General features: G+C 46.5%; 13 protein-coding genes. 10 read left to right on the top strand and 3 right to left on the bottom strand.

The genetic code is table 11. The features are described 5' to 3' along the window. Positions 1-70 precede the first annotated feature (70 nt). Positions 71-2413, top strand: a complete 2343-nt coding sequence (locus tag GVO63_RS16840; RefSeq protein WP_159581416.1) for a GH92 family glycosyl hydrolase — start codon at positions 71-73, stop codon at positions 2411-2413. Positions 2414-2415: 2 nt separating this feature from the next. Further along, entirely contained in the window at positions 2416-3054 is a 639-nt protein-coding gene (locus GVO63_RS16835) for an HAD-IA family hydrolase (protein ID WP_159491617.1), read from the top strand. Positions 3055-3229: 175 nt separating this feature from the next. Here GVO63_RS16835 and GVO63_RS16830 read toward each other — a convergent pair whose 3' ends face one another. Genes GVO63_RS16830 through iolC form a run of 3 tightly spaced genes read right to left on the bottom strand, consistent with a single transcriptional unit; the run spans position 3230 to position 8528 of the window. Then, complete coding sequence (locus GVO63_RS16830) at positions 3230-4732, bottom strand: CoA-acylating methylmalonate-semialdehyde dehydrogenase (protein ID WP_159581414.1); 1503 nt, start codon at positions 4730-4732, stop codon at positions 3230-3232. A 30-nt stretch (positions 4733-4762) separates the two neighbouring features. Beyond that, complete coding sequence (gene iolD / locus GVO63_RS16825) at positions 4763-6604, bottom strand: 3D-(3,5/4)-trihydroxycyclohexane-1,2-dione acylhydrolase (decyclizing) (RefSeq protein WP_159581412.1); 1842 nt, start codon at positions 6602-6604, stop codon at positions 4763-4765. Position 6605: 1 nt separating this feature from the next. Continuing rightward, positions 6606-8528, bottom strand: a complete 1923-nt coding sequence (gene iolC / locus GVO63_RS16820) for a 5-dehydro-2-deoxygluconokinase (protein WP_201281926.1) — start codon at positions 8526-8528, stop codon at positions 6606-6608. A 142-nt stretch (positions 8529-8670) separates the two neighbouring features. Between iolC and GVO63_RS16815 the strand changes: the two genes are divergently transcribed. From GVO63_RS16815 to envZ, 8 genes are all read left to right on the top strand, one after another. Continuing rightward, complete coding sequence (locus GVO63_RS16815; RefSeq protein ID WP_159491623.1) at positions 8671-9486, top strand: MurR/RpiR family transcriptional regulator; 816 nt, start codon at positions 8671-8673, stop codon at positions 9484-9486. A gap of 13 nt (positions 9487-9499) precedes the next feature. Then, positions 9500-10300, top strand: a complete 801-nt coding sequence (gene iolB / locus GVO63_RS16810) for a 5-deoxy-glucuronate isomerase (protein ID WP_159491625.1) — start codon at positions 9500-9502, stop codon at positions 10298-10300. Positions 10301-10491: 191 nt separating this feature from the next. Further along, positions 10492-11427 (top strand): ion transporter, encoded by a 936-nt coding sequence (locus GVO63_RS16805; protein WP_159581444.1) that lies wholly within the window; start codon positions 10492-10494, stop codon positions 11425-11427. Between the two features lie 122 nt (positions 11428-11549). After that, complete coding sequence (locus GVO63_RS16800; protein ID WP_159491627.1) at positions 11550-12455, top strand: phosphoribulokinase; 906 nt, start codon at positions 11550-11552, stop codon at positions 12453-12455. A 143-nt stretch (positions 12456-12598) separates the two neighbouring features. Beyond that, complete coding sequence (locus GVO63_RS16795; protein WP_159581410.1) at positions 12599-13720, top strand: DUF2855 family protein; 1122 nt, start codon at positions 12599-12601, stop codon at positions 13718-13720. A gap of 42 nt (positions 13721-13762) precedes the next feature. Continuing rightward, positions 13763-14599 carry a transporter substrate-binding domain-containing protein gene (locus GVO63_RS16790; protein ID WP_159581408.1) on the top strand — a complete coding sequence of 279 codons (837 nt, stop codon included), beginning with the start codon at positions 13763-13765 and terminating at the stop codon, positions 14597-14599. A 107-nt stretch (positions 14600-14706) separates the two neighbouring features. Continuing rightward, complete coding sequence (gene ompR / locus GVO63_RS16785) at positions 14707-15429, top strand: two-component system response regulator OmpR (protein WP_308469305.1); 723 nt, start codon at positions 14707-14709, stop codon at positions 15427-15429. A 157-nt stretch (positions 15430-15586) separates the two neighbouring features. Beyond that, positions 15587-16921, top strand: coding sequence for a two-component system sensor histidine kinase EnvZ (gene envZ, locus GVO63_RS16780; RefSeq protein WP_159581406.1), 1335 nt, complete (start codon positions 15587-15589; stop codon positions 16919-16921). The last annotated feature ends 64 nt before the right edge of the window (positions 16922-16985 follow it).

Raw genomic sequence — 16985 nt, 5'->3', positions numbered from 1 at the left:
ACCAATTTGAAATTGGTACAGCATCTTGTTATAAAGGCGTTAATAACGATTTAGTTTGGGGTAGTTAAGGATGAAAAAGAATCTTTGGTTGACGTGTTTTCTAGCAATGTCGTGTGTTTTGACGCCGCTTTCGTTAAGTTATGCGGCCAGTAAGCAACCCGTTGACCTTGTTTATCCTTATCTCGATTCAGCTAACAGCCGTTGGTTCTTTTTTGACTCAGCATCACTTCCTTTTGGTATGGTCAACCTCAACCCCGATACCGAGATAGGCGGAGCATGGGGAAGTGGTTATCGATACCATTCTAACGACATTAAGGGCATAAGCCACGTGCATGCGTGGCAGCTATCCGGGCTATCCGTTATGCCTCTCTCGTCTACTCGCCCTGTGGCCGAGATTAAAAATGACTATTACTCTCCATTTTCTCATGACAGTGAAATTGTAAAGCCCGGCTACCATAAATTTTCATTAGATCGTTACAAAATTGATGTAGAGCTTACCGCTACAACCCGGGTTGGTTTTCATCGCTACCATTATGCGCCTAACGCCCCACAACAAGTATTATTTAACTTAGGCGGCAAATTAGGTCCATCAGAATTAGGTCACGCAGAAGCAAACCAAGTCGCGCCTAATGCGGTAGCTGGCTACATAACAAACTTGCCGACGTACCGCAGAACTCGCCCTACAAAAGTTTACTACTATGCCGAATTCGATAAAGACATAGCTCGATTAGACAGCTACAGAGGGGAACATGTATTCCCAGCCGTTAGCGGCATTAACGGGCTTGATGCCGGGCTACTCATTGAACTGAGTCATGACGCAAAACCGCTTTTGATGAAAGTGGGGATCTCCTATGTGTCTGTGGAGAATGCAAAAGCCAATATTGATGCAGAGTTATCTACCTGGCACTTTGATAAAACAAAAGAAGCCGCACTCACAGAGTGGAACACATGGCTTGAAAAAATCACCGTAAAAGGCGGAAGTGAGCAACAACAGCGCCGCTTTTACACCGATCTTTGGCATGCACTACAAGGCAGACGCATTATCTCTGACGCCAACGGTCAATATGTTGATCAAACTGGCATAGACCCTGTTATTAAACAGCTTCCCCTCAATGAAAAGGGTGTCCCGCTATTTAACCATCACAACTCAGATTCTTTTTGGGGAGCGCAATGGACCATTGCAACGCTGTGGCCGCTGGTATACCCAAGCGTTGCCTCAGATTTCACCAACAGTCTGCTTACCTATTATAAAGATGGCTCGATGATTCCACGAGGCCCATCAGGTGGAAATTACACCTATGTCATGACAGGCGCTTCATCAACGCCGTTTATCGTTTCTAACTATATGAAAGGCATACGAGACTTCGATGTTGAAACGGCTTACAACGGGTTAACGTACAATCATAGTGATAAAGGCATTATGGCAAAAGCGGGTTATGAGCATTACACCAAAACGGGTGGTGGTATGCGACATTATCTCGAAAAAGGCTACATTCCATTTCCTCTGCCGCCGGAGGAAAGCAGTTACGGAAATCATAGAAGGGGGCCGGGCCAAACCTTAGAAAATGCGTATCAAGATTTTACCCTTGCTCAGTTTGCCAACGCGCTAGGAAAAGAGAACGACTATCAATATTTTTTAAAACGCAGTCAAAACTACCGCAATGTTTTTGATCCTGAATCGGGTTTCATGCGCCCTAGAAATGTAGACGGTACGTGGCAAACCCCATTCGACCCCTATCAATACGAAAATGGCTTTGTTGAATCGAACCCCGCTCAAGGCACCTGGTTTGTACCTCACGATATTAAAGGGTTAGCCGAATTGATGGGCGGGGAAGCGGTATTAATTGAGCGTCTAGACCGCGACTTTCTTGTTGCCGAAAAGCAAGGCTTCACGTCAGGCACTGCTCATGCAGATGAAACCATTGAATCGTTACGTCGGGCTCCGATCAATTATGGTAATCAGCCAAGCATGCAAACCGCGTTTATATTTAGCGCAGCAGGCGCCCCCTGGAAAACACAAAAATGGTCAAGACGGGTTGTCGACGCTGTTTACTCCCATTTATCTCCTGAGCGTGGTTACAATGGTGATGAAGATCAGGGTTTAATGGGCGCGCTGGCGGTACTCATGAAAATAGGCTTGTTTCAGCTAACTGGGGGCGTAGAACAGGACCCTATTTATTATATTGGCTCTCCTATTTTCGATGAAATCACACTTTCTTTAGACAATGACTACTTCACGGGTAAACAGTTTACGATCAAAACCCTAGATAATGGACCAGATAATGTTTTTGTGGAGTCTGCTACGCTCAATGGCGAACCTTTAAACCGCGCCTATTTGCTACACAGTGAAATCACAAATGGTGGAGAACTTGTCCTGCAAATGTCGTCTACGCCTAACCCGTCTTGGCGATAAGCATGACCATAAAGTGTTTGCTTTTTGATAGTGACGGCACACTAGTAGATAGCGAATACCTGTGCAACCTTGGCTTAGCTCAGCAGTTTGCGACTTTGGGGCTCAAGCTTGATGCGCATCAGTTGATGAAGCGATATCGAGGCGGCAAGATGTCGGAGGTACTCAACGATATTGCCACATCGAATGACATCACTATTCCTGCACACTTTTTAGAAGACTACCGGGCTCGCGTCGCCAATTTATTCGAAGCGAACCTCAGACCTATCGATGGGATTGTTGACGCACTGGAACAGCTAGACTACGAAAAAGCGGTGGTATCGAATGGCCCTAAAGAAAAAATAGACCATGCATTAGGGCTTTGTCACTTGCACCACTATTTTGCCCCACATATTTACAGCGCCTACGACATCGGCGCGTACAAGCCAAGCCCAGACATTTATTTAAGAGTAGCGAAAAGGCTAGGGGTAATGCCGTCTGAATGTGTAGTGATAGAAGACAGCATGGCGGGTATAAAGGCGGGTAGTGCAGCAAAAATGAAAACCTTCTTCTACAACACATTCAACGAACCCGTTTCTTTACCCAATGTGTCTTCGTTCAGCGATATGAGAGCGCTACCGGGTCTCATTGCCTCGCTTAAGTAAGCGATAACTTACTTTTTTTGCAATTGATGGCAACGTGCCTGATTATGTTTTCTGCAACCTTCCCACCCGTTACAACATTCCAACCCGGTCAATAAAAAGAACATAAAAAAAGGCATTCACTATAGTGAATGCCTTCGTTTTTAAAATTTCGTATTGAGGGTCTGTAACGCTAGCGCTATTTCATTGTTGGCATAGTGTAATGATTGATATTTTGCTGGCCTTTAGGCCAGCGAGCCGTCACCGTTTTCATCTTAGTGTAGAACCGAACGCCATCTGGGCCGTGCATATTTAGAGGACCAAATATTGAGCGTTTCCATCCGCCAAAGCTGTGAAACGCCATGGGCACAGGAATGGGTACATTCACGCCAACCATACCCACTTGCACCTGATGCGTATACATATGGGCAGCCTCGCCATTTGCCGTAAATATCGAGGTGCCGTTTCCGTATTCGTGTTCATTAACAAGTTTAAGCGCTTCTTCGAAGGTATTTACGCGCACTATACTAAGTACAGGACCAAATATTTCTTCCTGATACACACGCATGCCTGGCGTCACATTATCAAATAGGGTGGGGCCCACAAAATAGCCTTGCTCGTTTCCAGTTACGGTAAAATTGCGCCCATCGCTGACCAAACGCGCCCCCTCCTTGATTCCTGTCTCAATATAAGACAGCACCTTATCAGCATGCTGACGGCTGATTAGAGGCCCCATATGTGGTTCCTCACCTTCGCCAAGTCCAGCACCAACGCGCATATTCGCTATTTCCGTTTCTAGCTTTTCTATCAGTGCATCCGCTGCTTCGTCGCCCACACATACGGCCACAGAAATCGCCATGCAGCGTTCCCCCGCAGAGCCATAAGCAGCGCCCATTAAAGAACCACTAACTAAATCAAGGTCAGCATCTGGCATCACTACCATATGATTTTTAGCACCACCGAGTGCCTGCACGCGTTTTCCGTTCTCACTCCCCGTCTTGTATACATATTCAGCGATAGGCGTAGAACCTACAAAGCTAACCGCTTGCACTCTAGGATCGCTGAGCAACACGTCAACTGATTCTTTATCGCCATTCACAACATTGAATACACCGTCTGGCAAGCCCGCCTCTTTTAAAAGCTCGGCCAGCTTTAACGGTACGCTAGGATCTTTTTCGGAAGGCTTCATCACAAATGTATTACCGCACGCTAACGCAACTGGGAACATCCAAAGTGGTACCATCGCGGGGAAATTGAAGGGCGCAATTCCCGCGCAGACACCCACCGGCTGCATTAATGAGAAACTGTCCACACCACGGCCAACGTTCATTGACTGCTCGCCCTTGAGCAAATGTGGAATACCACACGCGAATTCCACCACCTCTATGCCTCGGGTTAGCTCTCCCTGCGCATCCGAAAAAACTTTTCCATGCTCTGACGTGATAAGCAGTGCCAGTTCATCTTTATTTTCTTCCAGCAGCGCTTTGAACTTAAACATCACGCGAGAACGGTTCAACGGTGTAACCGCGCTCCATTCTGCAAGCGCATCATGTGCGGCAGTAATCGCTTGTGCTGTCTCTTGTGCACTTGAAAGGCATACTTGCTTAGTCTGCTCTCCCGTGGCGGGGTCGTAAACTGCCCCTACTCGTCCGCTCTGGCTTTCTACGTTATTACCGTTTATAAAATTACCAAGTGTTTGCATGATGTTCCTCTAAGACGTGAGTCTTCAAAATTAATAAGGTTGCTTAGACTGAGCACCTTTGTATTCTTTATGTGCTTGATTTACCGACTCACGCTGTGAGATCTCAGGTATAGCAACGTCCCACCAGCTGCCGTTATCAGTACTGATATGCGGGTCGGTATTAAGTGAAATCAGGGTACTTTTTGTATTACTGCGCGCTTTTTCTAGCGCAGACTCTAGCTCGCCAATACTGGACACACTAATGCCGTGCGCCCCCATTGCACTGGCGTGTGCAGCAAAGTCGATGTGCATTGCGTCGGGATTACCCGCACAGTTTTCTAAAAGGTTGTTGAAAGGTGCGTTCCCGGTACCTTGTTGAAGGCGGTTAATGCAGCCGAAACCTCGGTTGTCGAGCAGAATGACGGTGATCTTTTGTTCAAGCATGATTGACGTCGCCAGTTCAGAGTTCATCATCATGTAAGAACCATCACCTACCACCACAAACACCTCGCGCTTTGGTGTGGCCATTTTTACGCCCAAGCCACCCGCTATCTCATAGCCCATGCAAGAGAAGCCATATTCCACATGGTAAGAGCCCGGTCCCTCAGCTCGCCATAGCTTATGAAGCTCTCCAGGGAGACCGCCGGCAGCACAAACAATGACATCGCTTGTGTTACTTTGCCGTTTGATAGCACCTAGCACTTGTGCGTCGGAGGGGAGTTCAGTGCCCGTGTCTGCTGTGACATTGTCATACATGCTTTGCCATTGGGCGTTTAACGCTTTTGCACGATTGAGCCAGTCTTTAAACAGTGGAACGGGCGTAAGGCCCTCAGATAGTTGCATTATCACGGTTCGCGCGTCGCCAACTAACGGTTGAGCGTTGTGCTTTTCAGCGTCGAACACACCTACGTTCAGCTGAATTAACGTTTTTTGGTGACTTTCCAACAATGTTCGCGACTCCGTTGTGAAATCCTGCAAACGGGTCCCTATTGCCAGCACCACATCAGCCTCTTGGGCTAGCTGATTTGCAGCAGCTGACCCCGTTACACCGATACCGCCTACTGCACAAGGATGCTCCCACGGCAACGCCCCTTTTCCAGCCTGGGTTTCTGCGACCGGGATTTGATGGGCAAGCGCAAAGTCAGACAGCACTTCTGCGGCCTCAGAGTAAAGCACTCCGCCACCGGCGATGATGAGAGGCTTTTCCGCGCTTTGAAGTGCGCTAAGTGCATGTGCTAATTCATCCTGATGCGCGCTTGCTCGCCGTAAACTATGCACTTTCTTTACAAACAGACTTTCTGGATAGTCGAATGCTTCGGTCTGTACATCTTGCGGAAAAGCGAGAGTAACAGGGCCACAGTTCACCGGGTCCAAGAGTGTCTGCATTGCTACGGGCATTGAATGGATCAGTTGTTCAGGGCGATGAATGCGGTCGAAGTACCGGCTTACTGGTTTGAAGCAGTCATTCGCCGTTACGCCAGGATCAGTAAAGTGCTCTATTTGTTGAAGCACAGGATCTGGCTTTCGGTTTGCAAACGTGTCGCCGGGAACCAATAACACAGGAAGGCGATTGGCATGGGCAAGCGCCGCTGCGGTTACCATATTCGTGGCGCCAGGCCCAATTGAAGACGTACACATCATCATGCGCTTGCGGAAATTTGCTTTCGCATACGCAATTGCAGTATGGGCCATGCCCTGCTCGTTGTGAGCACGAAACGTAGGCATACTGTCTTGCGCGTGGTAAAGAGCCTCGCCTAAGCCGGCTACGTTACCATGACCAAAAATCGCAAACGCGCCGCCAAAAATCGGCACCTCTTCGTTGTTGTGAACGATATATTGCTGGCTAAAAAACTTTACCAGCGCCTGCGCGGCGGTTAATCGAACATACTGCATGTTAAGTATCCTTACGCTTATTCCAGGCTTTAACCAAAGTTAAGTAATTGCTCGCTATTTCAGCTTTTAGACTGTCGTCGTCAATCTCCCCTGCTAACCATGCTCGACTTGCTTTAGCAAAGATAGAACGTCCCACGGCAAAGCCTCGACATAGGGGGAAATGAGCACTGTCTTCAAAACCTTTGGCAAGTTGTTCAATTGGTGCGTCCAAGCCCAGTAAAATCACACCTCTACAGTGCGGAGCCCGGGTCTCAATAAGTGAAGAGATAGCTTGCCATGCGCCACGGGTTGGCGTCGGCAGCTTCCACCAATCAGGACGCACACCCAAGTCGTACACATTTTCCATACACCGCACGACTGTGTCGTCGTCGCAAGGCATGTTTTTCGGAGGAATAATCTCTAAAAGCAACTCATGGCCACTTACACAGACCGCATCATAAAGCTCTTTAATTTGTCGACTTTGCGCGTCCCACATTGTTTGTTCATCATCGGGATGCATAAAAATTAAGCATTTTACAATATGTTCTTTAGGCCACGACACCAACCTTGAGCCTATAGAGCGCCCTCCCTCTAACTCAATGGGACGAGAGGTAGGCACTTCCACCGGTCTGCCTATCCACCAGCGCTTGCCTGTGACTTCGTTAAGTGCGTCTTGACCAAACGTGTCGTCAATGAGCACACCCACCTGGTTGGGCACAGTGCCGTTATTTGCCACGTCGTTTAGCGAGGCAAGAATATGTTGTTTTAGTGTGGGAATAAGGGTGACGTCTGCCCCCACATCATTTGCCATATCTACAAATTGCTGGCGGTGGTCGAACGCTAAAATACATAGTTCATCCCACGCCGCTGGCTTACGTGTGGTAACGCGATGCAGGTAGTTAAGCTCAGGATCTAAATCTGGCCGCTCAATGTCATGCTGATTAGCAATATAGTAGTCAAGTTCTTCTGGCGTAGGAATGGCAGGTGCACACCCATGACGGGATACAACTAACGCGCCAGATGCGTTAGCGTACGAACAGGCCTTTTCATACCCCTCTTCTCTGATCCAGCCACGAAGAAAGCCAGCCATAAATGCATCACCGGCACCCAAAACATTGAGCACATCGACTCTGACACCTCCAGCAAAAAACGCATCGTCAATATGATTAGGGATCTCGCTATCGAAAATCGAGCATCCTTGCGCGCCTCGTTTAAGGACAATTTCAGCATCACTGATCGCTCGTACTGTCTTTAACGCGTCGATGGTGTCGGTTGAGCCACCTGCAATATGTACCTCTTCTTCCGTGCCAACAATCAAGTCACATAATGGAATAATTGACTGAAGGTGCTTAGTCACATCAGTATTAGACACAAATCGGTTATCGCCTTCACCGGGACGCGTAAGCCCCCAAAGCACCGGACGATAATCGATATCTAAAATAACCTTGGTGTTATTACGACGAGCATACGCAATCGCCTTTCGGGCCACACTATCCACATGCGGTGTCGAAAAATGTGTACCGGTAATCAGTAACGCTTTAGATGAGGCGATATAAGCTTCGTCGAAATCGCTTTCATCTATGGCCATATCGGCACAATCTGTTCTGTAAAAGAGCAGTGGAAACGCTTCTTTTGTTTTTATTGAGAGAATAGCGAGTGCCGTCAGTCTTTCTGGATCTGTGACTACGTGACTCGTGTCTACGCCGGCGCTTTCCAGTTCTTCTCGAATAAACTCTCCAAATTGCTCATCGCCGACCCTGGTAAGCATTGAGGCACGCAACCCCAAACGCGCGGCGCCAAAGCAAATGTTACAAGACGAACCACCTAATGATTTGGCAAAAGAGGATATATCCTGCAACCTATTGCCAATCTGTTGTCCGTATAAGTCGACGGATGCTCTGCCAAGACATATGACATCCAACGTTTTAGATATTGTTTGTGACACGGTGGCTCTCTTCTCATCTGTTCAAAATAAACGCTAAACTAAAATAGAACAAATTTTCCATTTAATCAATTGTTGGAATATTTATTTTATTTGTTCTATTATTTGGCATAGAACAGGCGTACCTAAAAGCGAACGTGAAGCAATGACAGAAACACAAACCGAACTCGAACAACATATTGAAAGCCAGTATTCATCGCTCAGTAAACGATTGCAGGAAGTTGCCCGCTACGTTTTGGACAACCCGAATGCCATTGCATTTGGTACCGTAGCCAGTATTGCAAAAGCCGCGGGCGTGCATGCCTCCACCTTGGTTCGTTTTGCTCACGCCTTTGGGTTTGAAGGGTTTAGCGATATGCAGCAGCTCTTCAAAGACAAGCTCATGGTCAGCTCACCAGACTATGAGAGCCGTATAAAGTCGGTACAAGAGGAACCGGCGACTCACGATAAGAAGTGCGGACTTAGTTGGTTGAAACAGATTGTTATTGCCAACACACACGCTCTCGAAAATTTATGTAATTCAGTAGATGAGCAGGTGCTAAATGACGCTATCTCTGCGCTTCACAAGGCGAATATCATTCATATCCAAGGGGCGAGAAGGTCATTTCCGACAGCCAGCTATTTCAGCTATCTTCTTAACAACATAGGGCGCCGAGCCCACCTGCTCGATGGTGCTGGTCATATGGATATTGCCCAGCTCAACCTTCTGGGTCCTGATGACGTGCTATTCGCTATTAGTTTTGCACCCTACGCGCAAGAAACCTTAGATGCGGTGAATTATGCTAAAAGTAAAGGAATCGCAGTTATCGCTATGACCGATAGTAGCGTTAGCCCTTTAGCTGAACACGCCGACATTTACATTAAAGTGAAAGAAGCAGAAATACACTCATTTCGCTCGCTCAATGTAAGCACCAATATTATTCAAGCGCTTATGCTTGGTCTTATTCACCAATCTCACTAACGGCCACTTACTTATGTCACATTTACACAGTCGACCTTCCGCTCCAGATGTTCAAGGACGTATTCAACATATCACGCCAGCCTCGGCGAATTGGCGCTACGTGGGCTTTGACGTCGTTTTGCTAAAAGCAGGCGACACACAAACCTTTGATACCGCCGGCAATGAAGTATGCGCAGTGGTAGTCAGCGGCCGTGTTGACATCAAAACCCGTGATGAAACATTTTTGAATATAGGGGATAGGGAATCCGTTTTCGAAGATAAAGCCCCTTTTGCCGTTTACGTTCCCCCTAAAGATACCATTACGGTAACCGCATTGAATGATGCAGAGGTCGCACTCTGTAGTGCTCCAGCTAAGGGTGAATTATCTGCAAGGCTAATAAAGCCAGAAGATTGTGAAGTTTCAGTGAGAGGGACAGGAACCAATACCCGCCATATTCGCAACATCATGATGAACAATGTTATGGCGGAAAAACTTTTGATTACCGAAGTGATAACCCCAAATGGTCACTGGTCCAGCTACCCCCCACACAAGCACGATACCGACTCACTGCCTAGCGAGAGTGCGCTGGAAGAAACGTATTATCATAAGCTAAACCCTCAGCAAGGCTTTGCCTTTCAGCGAGTGTATACCGACGATAGAAGCATTGATGAGACCATCAGCGTTGAACATAACAGTGTTGTAATGGTTCCCAAGGGCTATCATCCCGTTGGCGCTCCCCACGGTTACGACCTTTATTATCTAAACGTAATGGCAGGGCCTAAGCGTGAGTGGGTATTTCACAACGACCCTGATCATGAATGGATGCTAAAATAAGCAACCGTGGCAGAGCCCGCATACCAATAAAGCGCGCTACTTTTCGTTTGTAGCGCCGTTGCTATTTCAAATTGACATGTTTTTAGCCCAATCGCGCCTGAAATACCGCTTAGCAAATGCTCGCCTCACCAGAAGCATTACCAATTTGTCGCCGTTATTGGTATAAAAAGATTATTCGTTCCATCACAATCTTGGCTATGTCCTTTCAAAACGCGTGCTATCACATCCTCGCTCCCGCTAGCGAGGCTCACGAATACAAAAAAATCAGCGCGTTGTTTGATTTATTACTCATTGGGCTGATTATCGTAAACATAGCGGCCATGATGCTCGAAACCGTACCGGGTATCCCTGCCCTCTGGCAGCATGAGCTGCATGTTATCGAAGTGGTTTCGGTACTTATATTCACCGTTGAATACTTCCTGCGTCTCTACAGCAGCGCATCGGCCCCGCATCGACCTTCCGGTGAACAAGCAACATCCTGGCAAAAGCGCTGGGCATATATAAAAAGCCCCATTGCCTTAGTCGACCTAATGGCTATTTTGCCTTTTTATTTGAGCGTTTTCGTGGCATTTGATTTACGCATATTGCGAATATTCCGGGTAATGCGAATCTTAAAAATCGGCCGCTATTCCCGGTCAATACAAACCCTTGCGACGGTTTTACGTAACGAATCCCATAGCCTAATTGCAGCGATAAGCGTGCTCTTGGTGTTTACAGTCATTGCCGCTACCTGTATTTATTATATCGAGCGCACTGCACAGCCCGACGTTTTCAGCAGTATCCCTGCATCGCTGTGGTGGGCATTGGTTACTCTCACTACCGTTGGCTATGGCGACATTGTGCCTATCACAACGTTAGGAAAAGTATTTGGTGGCCTCATTACTATTATGGGCATTTGTTTCTATGCCCTGCCTGCGGGTATCTTGTCTTCTAGCTATACGGCACAAATGCAGCTTAAGCGCGATCGTTTTAAAGATACCGTACGAAGTGCACTTGATGACGGGAAGCTAAGTGACCATGACCTGCGCCATCTGGAACACGTGCGAGCTTTACTTGATTTAGACGAAGAGGAAGCAAAGTTGATTGTGCGCCTACTTCAGCACCATCACAAAAACCTAGACAAGTGAATATGGGCGCGATGACTCAGACGTTTGCAGAAAAAAATGGGCGGCACGCGCCATCCTCCCCCCTTGATTCTTCGCGCACATCAGCTTATAACTAGTACCCGTCATTTCTAAAAAGAATTCCTATGTCTGTTAAACACCCTATTATTGCTATAACAGGTTCCTCTGGCGCGGGTACAACGACCACGACCAACGCTATCCGCCATATATTCAGGAACTTAAATGTTAATGCGGCAGTAGTCGGCGGTGATAGTTTCCACCGTTTTACCCGTCCTGAGATGGAAGTGGAAATTCGTAAAGCGCAGGAACAAGGCAGACATATCAGCTATTTCGGCCCTAAAGCCAATGACTTTGAGCTACTCGAGACGCTGTTTAGAGAGTACGGAAGCTCAGGTACAGGACAATTTAGGCAATACCTTCACACATTTGATGAAGCCGTACCGTTTAATCAAATGCCGGGAACCTTCACCCCGTGGCAAGACTTACCCAAGAACACGGATTTACTGTTCTACGAAGGTTTACACGGCGGAGTTAAGACCGAAGAAAATGACGTTGCTAAACACGTAGATTTACTTGTAGGTATGGTGCCTATTGTGAACTTGGAGTGGATCCAAAAAATTGTTCGTGACACCACGGATAGAGGTCACTCACGTGAAGCCGTAATGAGCAGTATTGTGCGAGGGCTAGACGACTATTTTCATTACATTACTCCGCAGTTTTCACGCACTCACGTCAATTTTCAGCGCGTACCTACTGTTGATACCTCAAATCCTTTTAGCGCGCGTGAAATTCCAACCCAAGACGAAAGCTTTGTCGTAGTGCGGTTTAGGAGAGAAATGAAAACCGTCGATTTTCCTTATCTACTGCAAATGATCGACGGTTCCTTCATGTCGCGCATCAACACGCTGGTTGTACCCGGTGGGAAAATGGGCCTAGCGATGGAGCTAATCTTAACACCGCTGCTTGAAGATATTTTGAATAAGAAGCGCAGAGCTGGCCATCAGATGGATTGGCTTAATAGCGACGAATAACGTCCAGTATACACCGCTTCTATAGGCATATATTTAAAACAGTAAGTCGTAATAACTGACTCCCTGCGTCAATCTAGGTTATACCAGTCCGTATAGATAATTACTCTATTGACCTTGTTTTTAAAAGACAGCAGGCCCCTACTATGACTACAATAAAAAGCCAACAAATTTGGGTAGACCAGCAAAACCTTGCTAATACCGACGTCGTTTACCGCGACATCAATTCCCATGACTTACAGCAAGATGAAGTGCTGCTTGAAATCGACAGTTTTGGCTTTTCTGCCAACAACATCACCTATGCTGCGCTGGGATTTAAAATGGGATATTGGGGCTTTTTCCCAACGGAAAATGCGGCTCACCGTGATGAATCCACCGGATTTGGTATTGTACCCGTTTGGGGTTTTGCTACGGTAAAGGCGTCTCGTCATAGTGATATTTCCGAGGGTGAAAAGGTGTTCGGCTATCTCCCCATGGCTAGCCACTGGGTGATAAAAGCCGGAAAAGTCGCGCCACACGGATTTTCAGATGTTCATGAAAAGCGCAAAAGCATTAGCCCTGTGTATGATCAATATCTTCGCTGCGCCAATGACCCCGGCTACAATCCGCAAAGAGAAGCATGGCAGCTGAATTTTCGCCCCCTGTACATGACCTCGTTTGTGTTAGATGACTTTGTTGATGATGTATCGCAAGGTGAATCGTTACTACTGTCCAGTGCCTCTAGTAAAACGGCTCTTGGAACGGCGCAGTTGTTGAAAGATCAGAAAGCGAACCGTGGCGCAACCTACCGTGTTGTAGGGCTGACTTCTGTGGGTAATGTAGACATGGTAAAGGCCACGGGCTGTTATGATGACGTGGTGAGCTATGACGACTTAGCAACGTTAGATAGCAATGACCGCTACTGGTTATTGGATTTTGCAGCCAATGGCATCTTGATTAATAACCTTACTGAGGTGTTAGGTGACAACTTAAGCAAGGTCACGCTTATTGGTGCAACCGACTGGCAAGCCTCAGAAAAACCTAACCCGAAGGCTTTAGATGCAGAGATATTTTTTGCGCCAGCGCGAGTAAAATTGCGTCAGGGCGAGTGGGGACACGAGGTGTTTCTCGCCAAATATGCGAAAGCGTGGCAAGGCTTTGCTCACAAGATACAGACTACATTCTATGAGCAAGCGTACGTTGGCACTGATGCGATGGTGGCGCTTTTTTTAGATACATTGCAAGGTAAAACTGACACAAAGGCGCTTAATGTGTTGCGTTTTACCTAAGTGATTGGTACAAATATCATTCGATTGGCAATGTCACATGTTATGAAAAAGCTAACATCTTTGGTTATTTTCGTTGTCGCATCCATGTGCAGTCATGCGACAACGTTATTGCTTGACACTCAGGACACTATAGATGTGTTGCATTCAGTCTCGCCGCCTAAAAACATGACAGAAGAAGTGTTGCAGTTGGTTTTTCCAAAACTGAAAAACGTTATAAGTAGCACTCAAGTGTTATCTCATAAACGAATTGAAAATCTGCTCGATTCAGATAAACCCTTTTGTACAACTAACAGGTTAAAAACGACTCAGCGCTTAGAAAAGTATCTTTTCAGTGCTGCCACCGACATTTATTCCGGCCTACGGCTTTATCGGCATGGAAGTACAGAAAACCTCACACAACCGAAAAACGAGTCAAAAAATCAATCCTTACCCTTATCAACGTTAGTTAACAGTGAATCGAAAAACATTCTTGCAGTCTTGGCAAATCATTCTTATGGCGATGCGATAGATAGGGAGATTGTAAAAATAAATAAAAACCAGCTTTATATCTTTGAAACAATCAACCCTTACGAGCAGTTCATAAATTTGTTTTTATCTGGGAAAGTGCAATTCATTATCACTTATCCGGAAGTTATGCAGCCATTCATCGAGTCAGATGAATACCATATCATTGGGCTTGAAATTGCAGGTGAAAGCCAATTTAAATTTGGCTATGTCATGTGCAACAAACATGAAGAAAATCATGGTTTTATTTCGGAACTTAATACTGCTTTATTCTCCCTGTATGATTCAGGAAAATTTGCTCAAATTGCAAGTAAGCACTTATTACCTTCACAAGCAGAAAAGTTGAATGCCGTACTGCCAAGTTTGGTAGAGTAGCCAGACACTATTTGTAACAAACATACTGGGCCTTTTACGCTTTTCTCGCTTTTGTATTTCATATCTAGTGGTTATAGTGAAACAAAAGTAAAACGAAAGGTATGAGTATGGGTCAGGAAACCTCTAAAATTCTCGTTGTTGATGATGACATGCGCCTGCGAAGCCTGCTAGAACGCTATCTATTAGAACAAGGCTACCAAGTTCGCAGTGCTGCAAACGCAGAACAAATGGATAGACTGCTGGAACGAGAAAATTTTCATTTAATGGTTTTAGATCTGATGCTGCCAGGTGAAGACGGCTTGTCGATTTGTCGCCGTTTGCGCCAGAAAGAAAACGACATGCCTATCATTATGCTCACCGCAAAGGGCGATGAAGTCGATCGCATTATAGGCCTTGAAATGGGTGCCGACGACTATTTACCTAAGCCTTTTAACCCACGAGAGTTACTTGCCCGTGCAAAAGCGGTATTGCGCAGACGCAGCAGCGAAGCGCCAGGCGCCCCCTCCAAAGATGTGCAAATTGTGGAGTTTGGTGACTACAAGTTAAATCTGGCGACACGAGAAATGACCGCCGGCGATACGCCGCTTACCCTGACCAGCGGCGAATTTGCGGTATTAAAATCGCTGGTCACCCACCCCCGCGAGCCGTTATCACGAGACAAACTCATGAATTTGGCGCGAGGTCGAGACTACAGTGCCCTAGAACGAAGTATCGACGTCCAAGTCTCTCGATTGCGCAGAATGCTCGAAGAAGACCCGGCCAACCCTCGCTATATTCAAACTGTATGGGGCTTAGGTTACGTTTTTGTGCCCGACGGAGAACAGGCATAGTCCCGTCAAGGCACACGTGTAGGGTTTAAAAACGTTGCTCAGATAAGCCGCGACAATAAATAGAGCGATAAACAAAAATTCAAAAGCGTTAAGGAGGTTTATACAGTCGCCTCCTTAATAGCAAAGGCCAATTTATGACACGACGAAAAAGCAAGCTATGCGTTTAATTCCCAAAAGTGCATTTGGCCAAACTGTCATGCTTATTGGCGTACTATTGCTGATTAACCAGATAGTGTCGTACGTCTCGGTTACTTATTATTTTATTCAACCAAGTTATCAGCAAATCAATAGCTTGCTAGCTACGCAAGTAAAATCCGTGCTTGCTAATGATTTATTGGTGACCAATCAAGAGACTCGCGATCGCTATTTTCAGAAAACCCAAGTGCGGGTGTTCGATGAAAGTGTTGCGAGAAAGAATGGTCTTGAAAGCGCGGTTTACTATAGCTACATATCGTCACAAGTGAGCGAGCAGCTAAGGCAACTTGCCGATGTACGCATTAGTACAACAACTCAAGCAAGTGACGAAAGCGCGCCATATATTGTGTGGATATCGTTAAGCCGCTATCCAGACACATGGATTTCTATTCCTATTTCGGGGTTAAACGAAGCAAATATCTCGCCACTTACCATGTACTTGATGGTAATAGGCATTTTGAGCGTTGCGGGCGGCTGGCTTTTTGTAAGACGTATGACGCGTCCGTTGTCAGCCTTACAAAAAGCGGCAATAGCCGTAGGTAAAGGAGAGCACCCCGCACCACTTCGTGAACAAGGCAGCACAGAGATGATTCAGGTTACCCGCGCTTTCAATCGCATGAATCAGGGTATTAAGCAGCTTGAAAACGATAGAAATATTATGACGGCGGGTATCTCCCACGATTTGCGCACGCCGCTTACCCGTATTCGCCTTGCCTCGGAGATGCTGCCAGCCGATCAAGACTGGATAAAAGACGGTATCGTGAACGATATAGAAGATATGAACGCCATTATCGATCAGTTCATCGACTATGCACGCTACGACACCGAAGAAGTCAGCCAAGAAACCGATTTAAACACCATTATTGCCGAACTTGTACAAGCTCGACATTTAGATGATAAGCATCACATTGAACTCAAGCTTAATGCCATTCCGCCCCTGTCATTAAAGCGCATAGCGATGAAGCGTGTTATTGATAACCTCATTGAAAATGCCTTCAAATATGGCTCTGATGACATTGCCATAAGCAGTTTCTACAACCGTCATGAAAAGCGTGTGTACTGCAAAGTGCGTGATTTTGGGCGAGGTATTCCTGAAGAAGAACTCGACACCGTTTTCATGCCATTTGCACAAGGTGATAAAGCCCGCAATTCGTCTGGCTCAGGCCTAGGGCTTGCTATAATTCGAAGAATTGTAGAGACCCACGACGGGGAAGTAACCCTGCGAAATCACCCACAGCAAGGTTTAGTGGCCGAGTTTTACTTACCCTATCTTTCCGATTTGCCTCAAAAGCACTAATTGCCAATGATTTGCGGTGACTCTTTACCGCGCCATAGTGAGCAACAGGAAAGGTCTTCATTCA

The organism is Alteromonas sp. KUL106, assembly GCF_009811415.1.
GTDB lineage: Bacteria > Pseudomonadota > Gammaproteobacteria > Enterobacterales > Alteromonadaceae > Alteromonas.
Note: the sequence above shows the minus strand (reverse complement) of the source record. Positions and strands in the feature narration are given on the sequence as shown.

Bases quoted from the DNA above. Each gene is read 5' to 3' on its own strand.
- GVO63_RS16840 (WP_159581416.1), top strand. From the start codon at position 71: ATGAAAAAGAATCTTTGGTTGACGTGTTTTCTAGCAATGTCGTGTGTT.
- GVO63_RS16835 (WP_159491617.1), top strand. From the start codon at position 2,416: ATGACCATAAAGTGTTTGCTTTTTGATAGTGACGGCACACTAGTAGAT.
- GVO63_RS16830 (WP_159581414.1), bottom strand. From the start codon at position 4,732: ATGCAAACACTTGGTAATTTTATAAACGGTAATAACGTAGAAAGCCAG.
- iolD (WP_159581412.1), bottom strand. From the start codon at position 6,604: ATGCAGTATGTTCGATTAACCGCCGCGCAGGCGCTGGTAAAGTTTTTT.
- GVO63_RS16815 (WP_159491623.1), top strand. From the start codon at position 8,671: ATGACAGAAACACAAACCGAACTCGAACAACATATTGAAAGCCAGTAT.
- iolB (WP_159491625.1), top strand. From the start codon at position 9,500: ATGTCACATTTACACAGTCGACCTTCCGCTCCAGATGTTCAAGGACGT.
- GVO63_RS16800 (WP_159491627.1), top strand. From the start codon at position 11,550: ATGTCTGTTAAACACCCTATTATTGCTATAACAGGTTCCTCTGGCGCG.
- GVO63_RS16795 (WP_159581410.1), top strand. From the start codon at position 12,599: ATGACTACAATAAAAAGCCAACAAATTTGGGTAGACCAGCAAAACCTT.
- GVO63_RS16790 (WP_159581408.1), top strand. From the start codon at position 13,763: ATGAAAAAGCTAACATCTTTGGTTATTTTCGTTGTCGCATCCATGTGC.
- ompR (WP_308469305.1), top strand. From the start codon at position 14,707: ATGGGTCAGGAAACCTCTAAAATTCTCGTTGTTGATGATGACATGCGC.
- envZ (WP_159581406.1), top strand. From the start codon at position 15,587: ATGCGTTTAATTCCCAAAAGTGCATTTGGCCAAACTGTCATGCTTATT.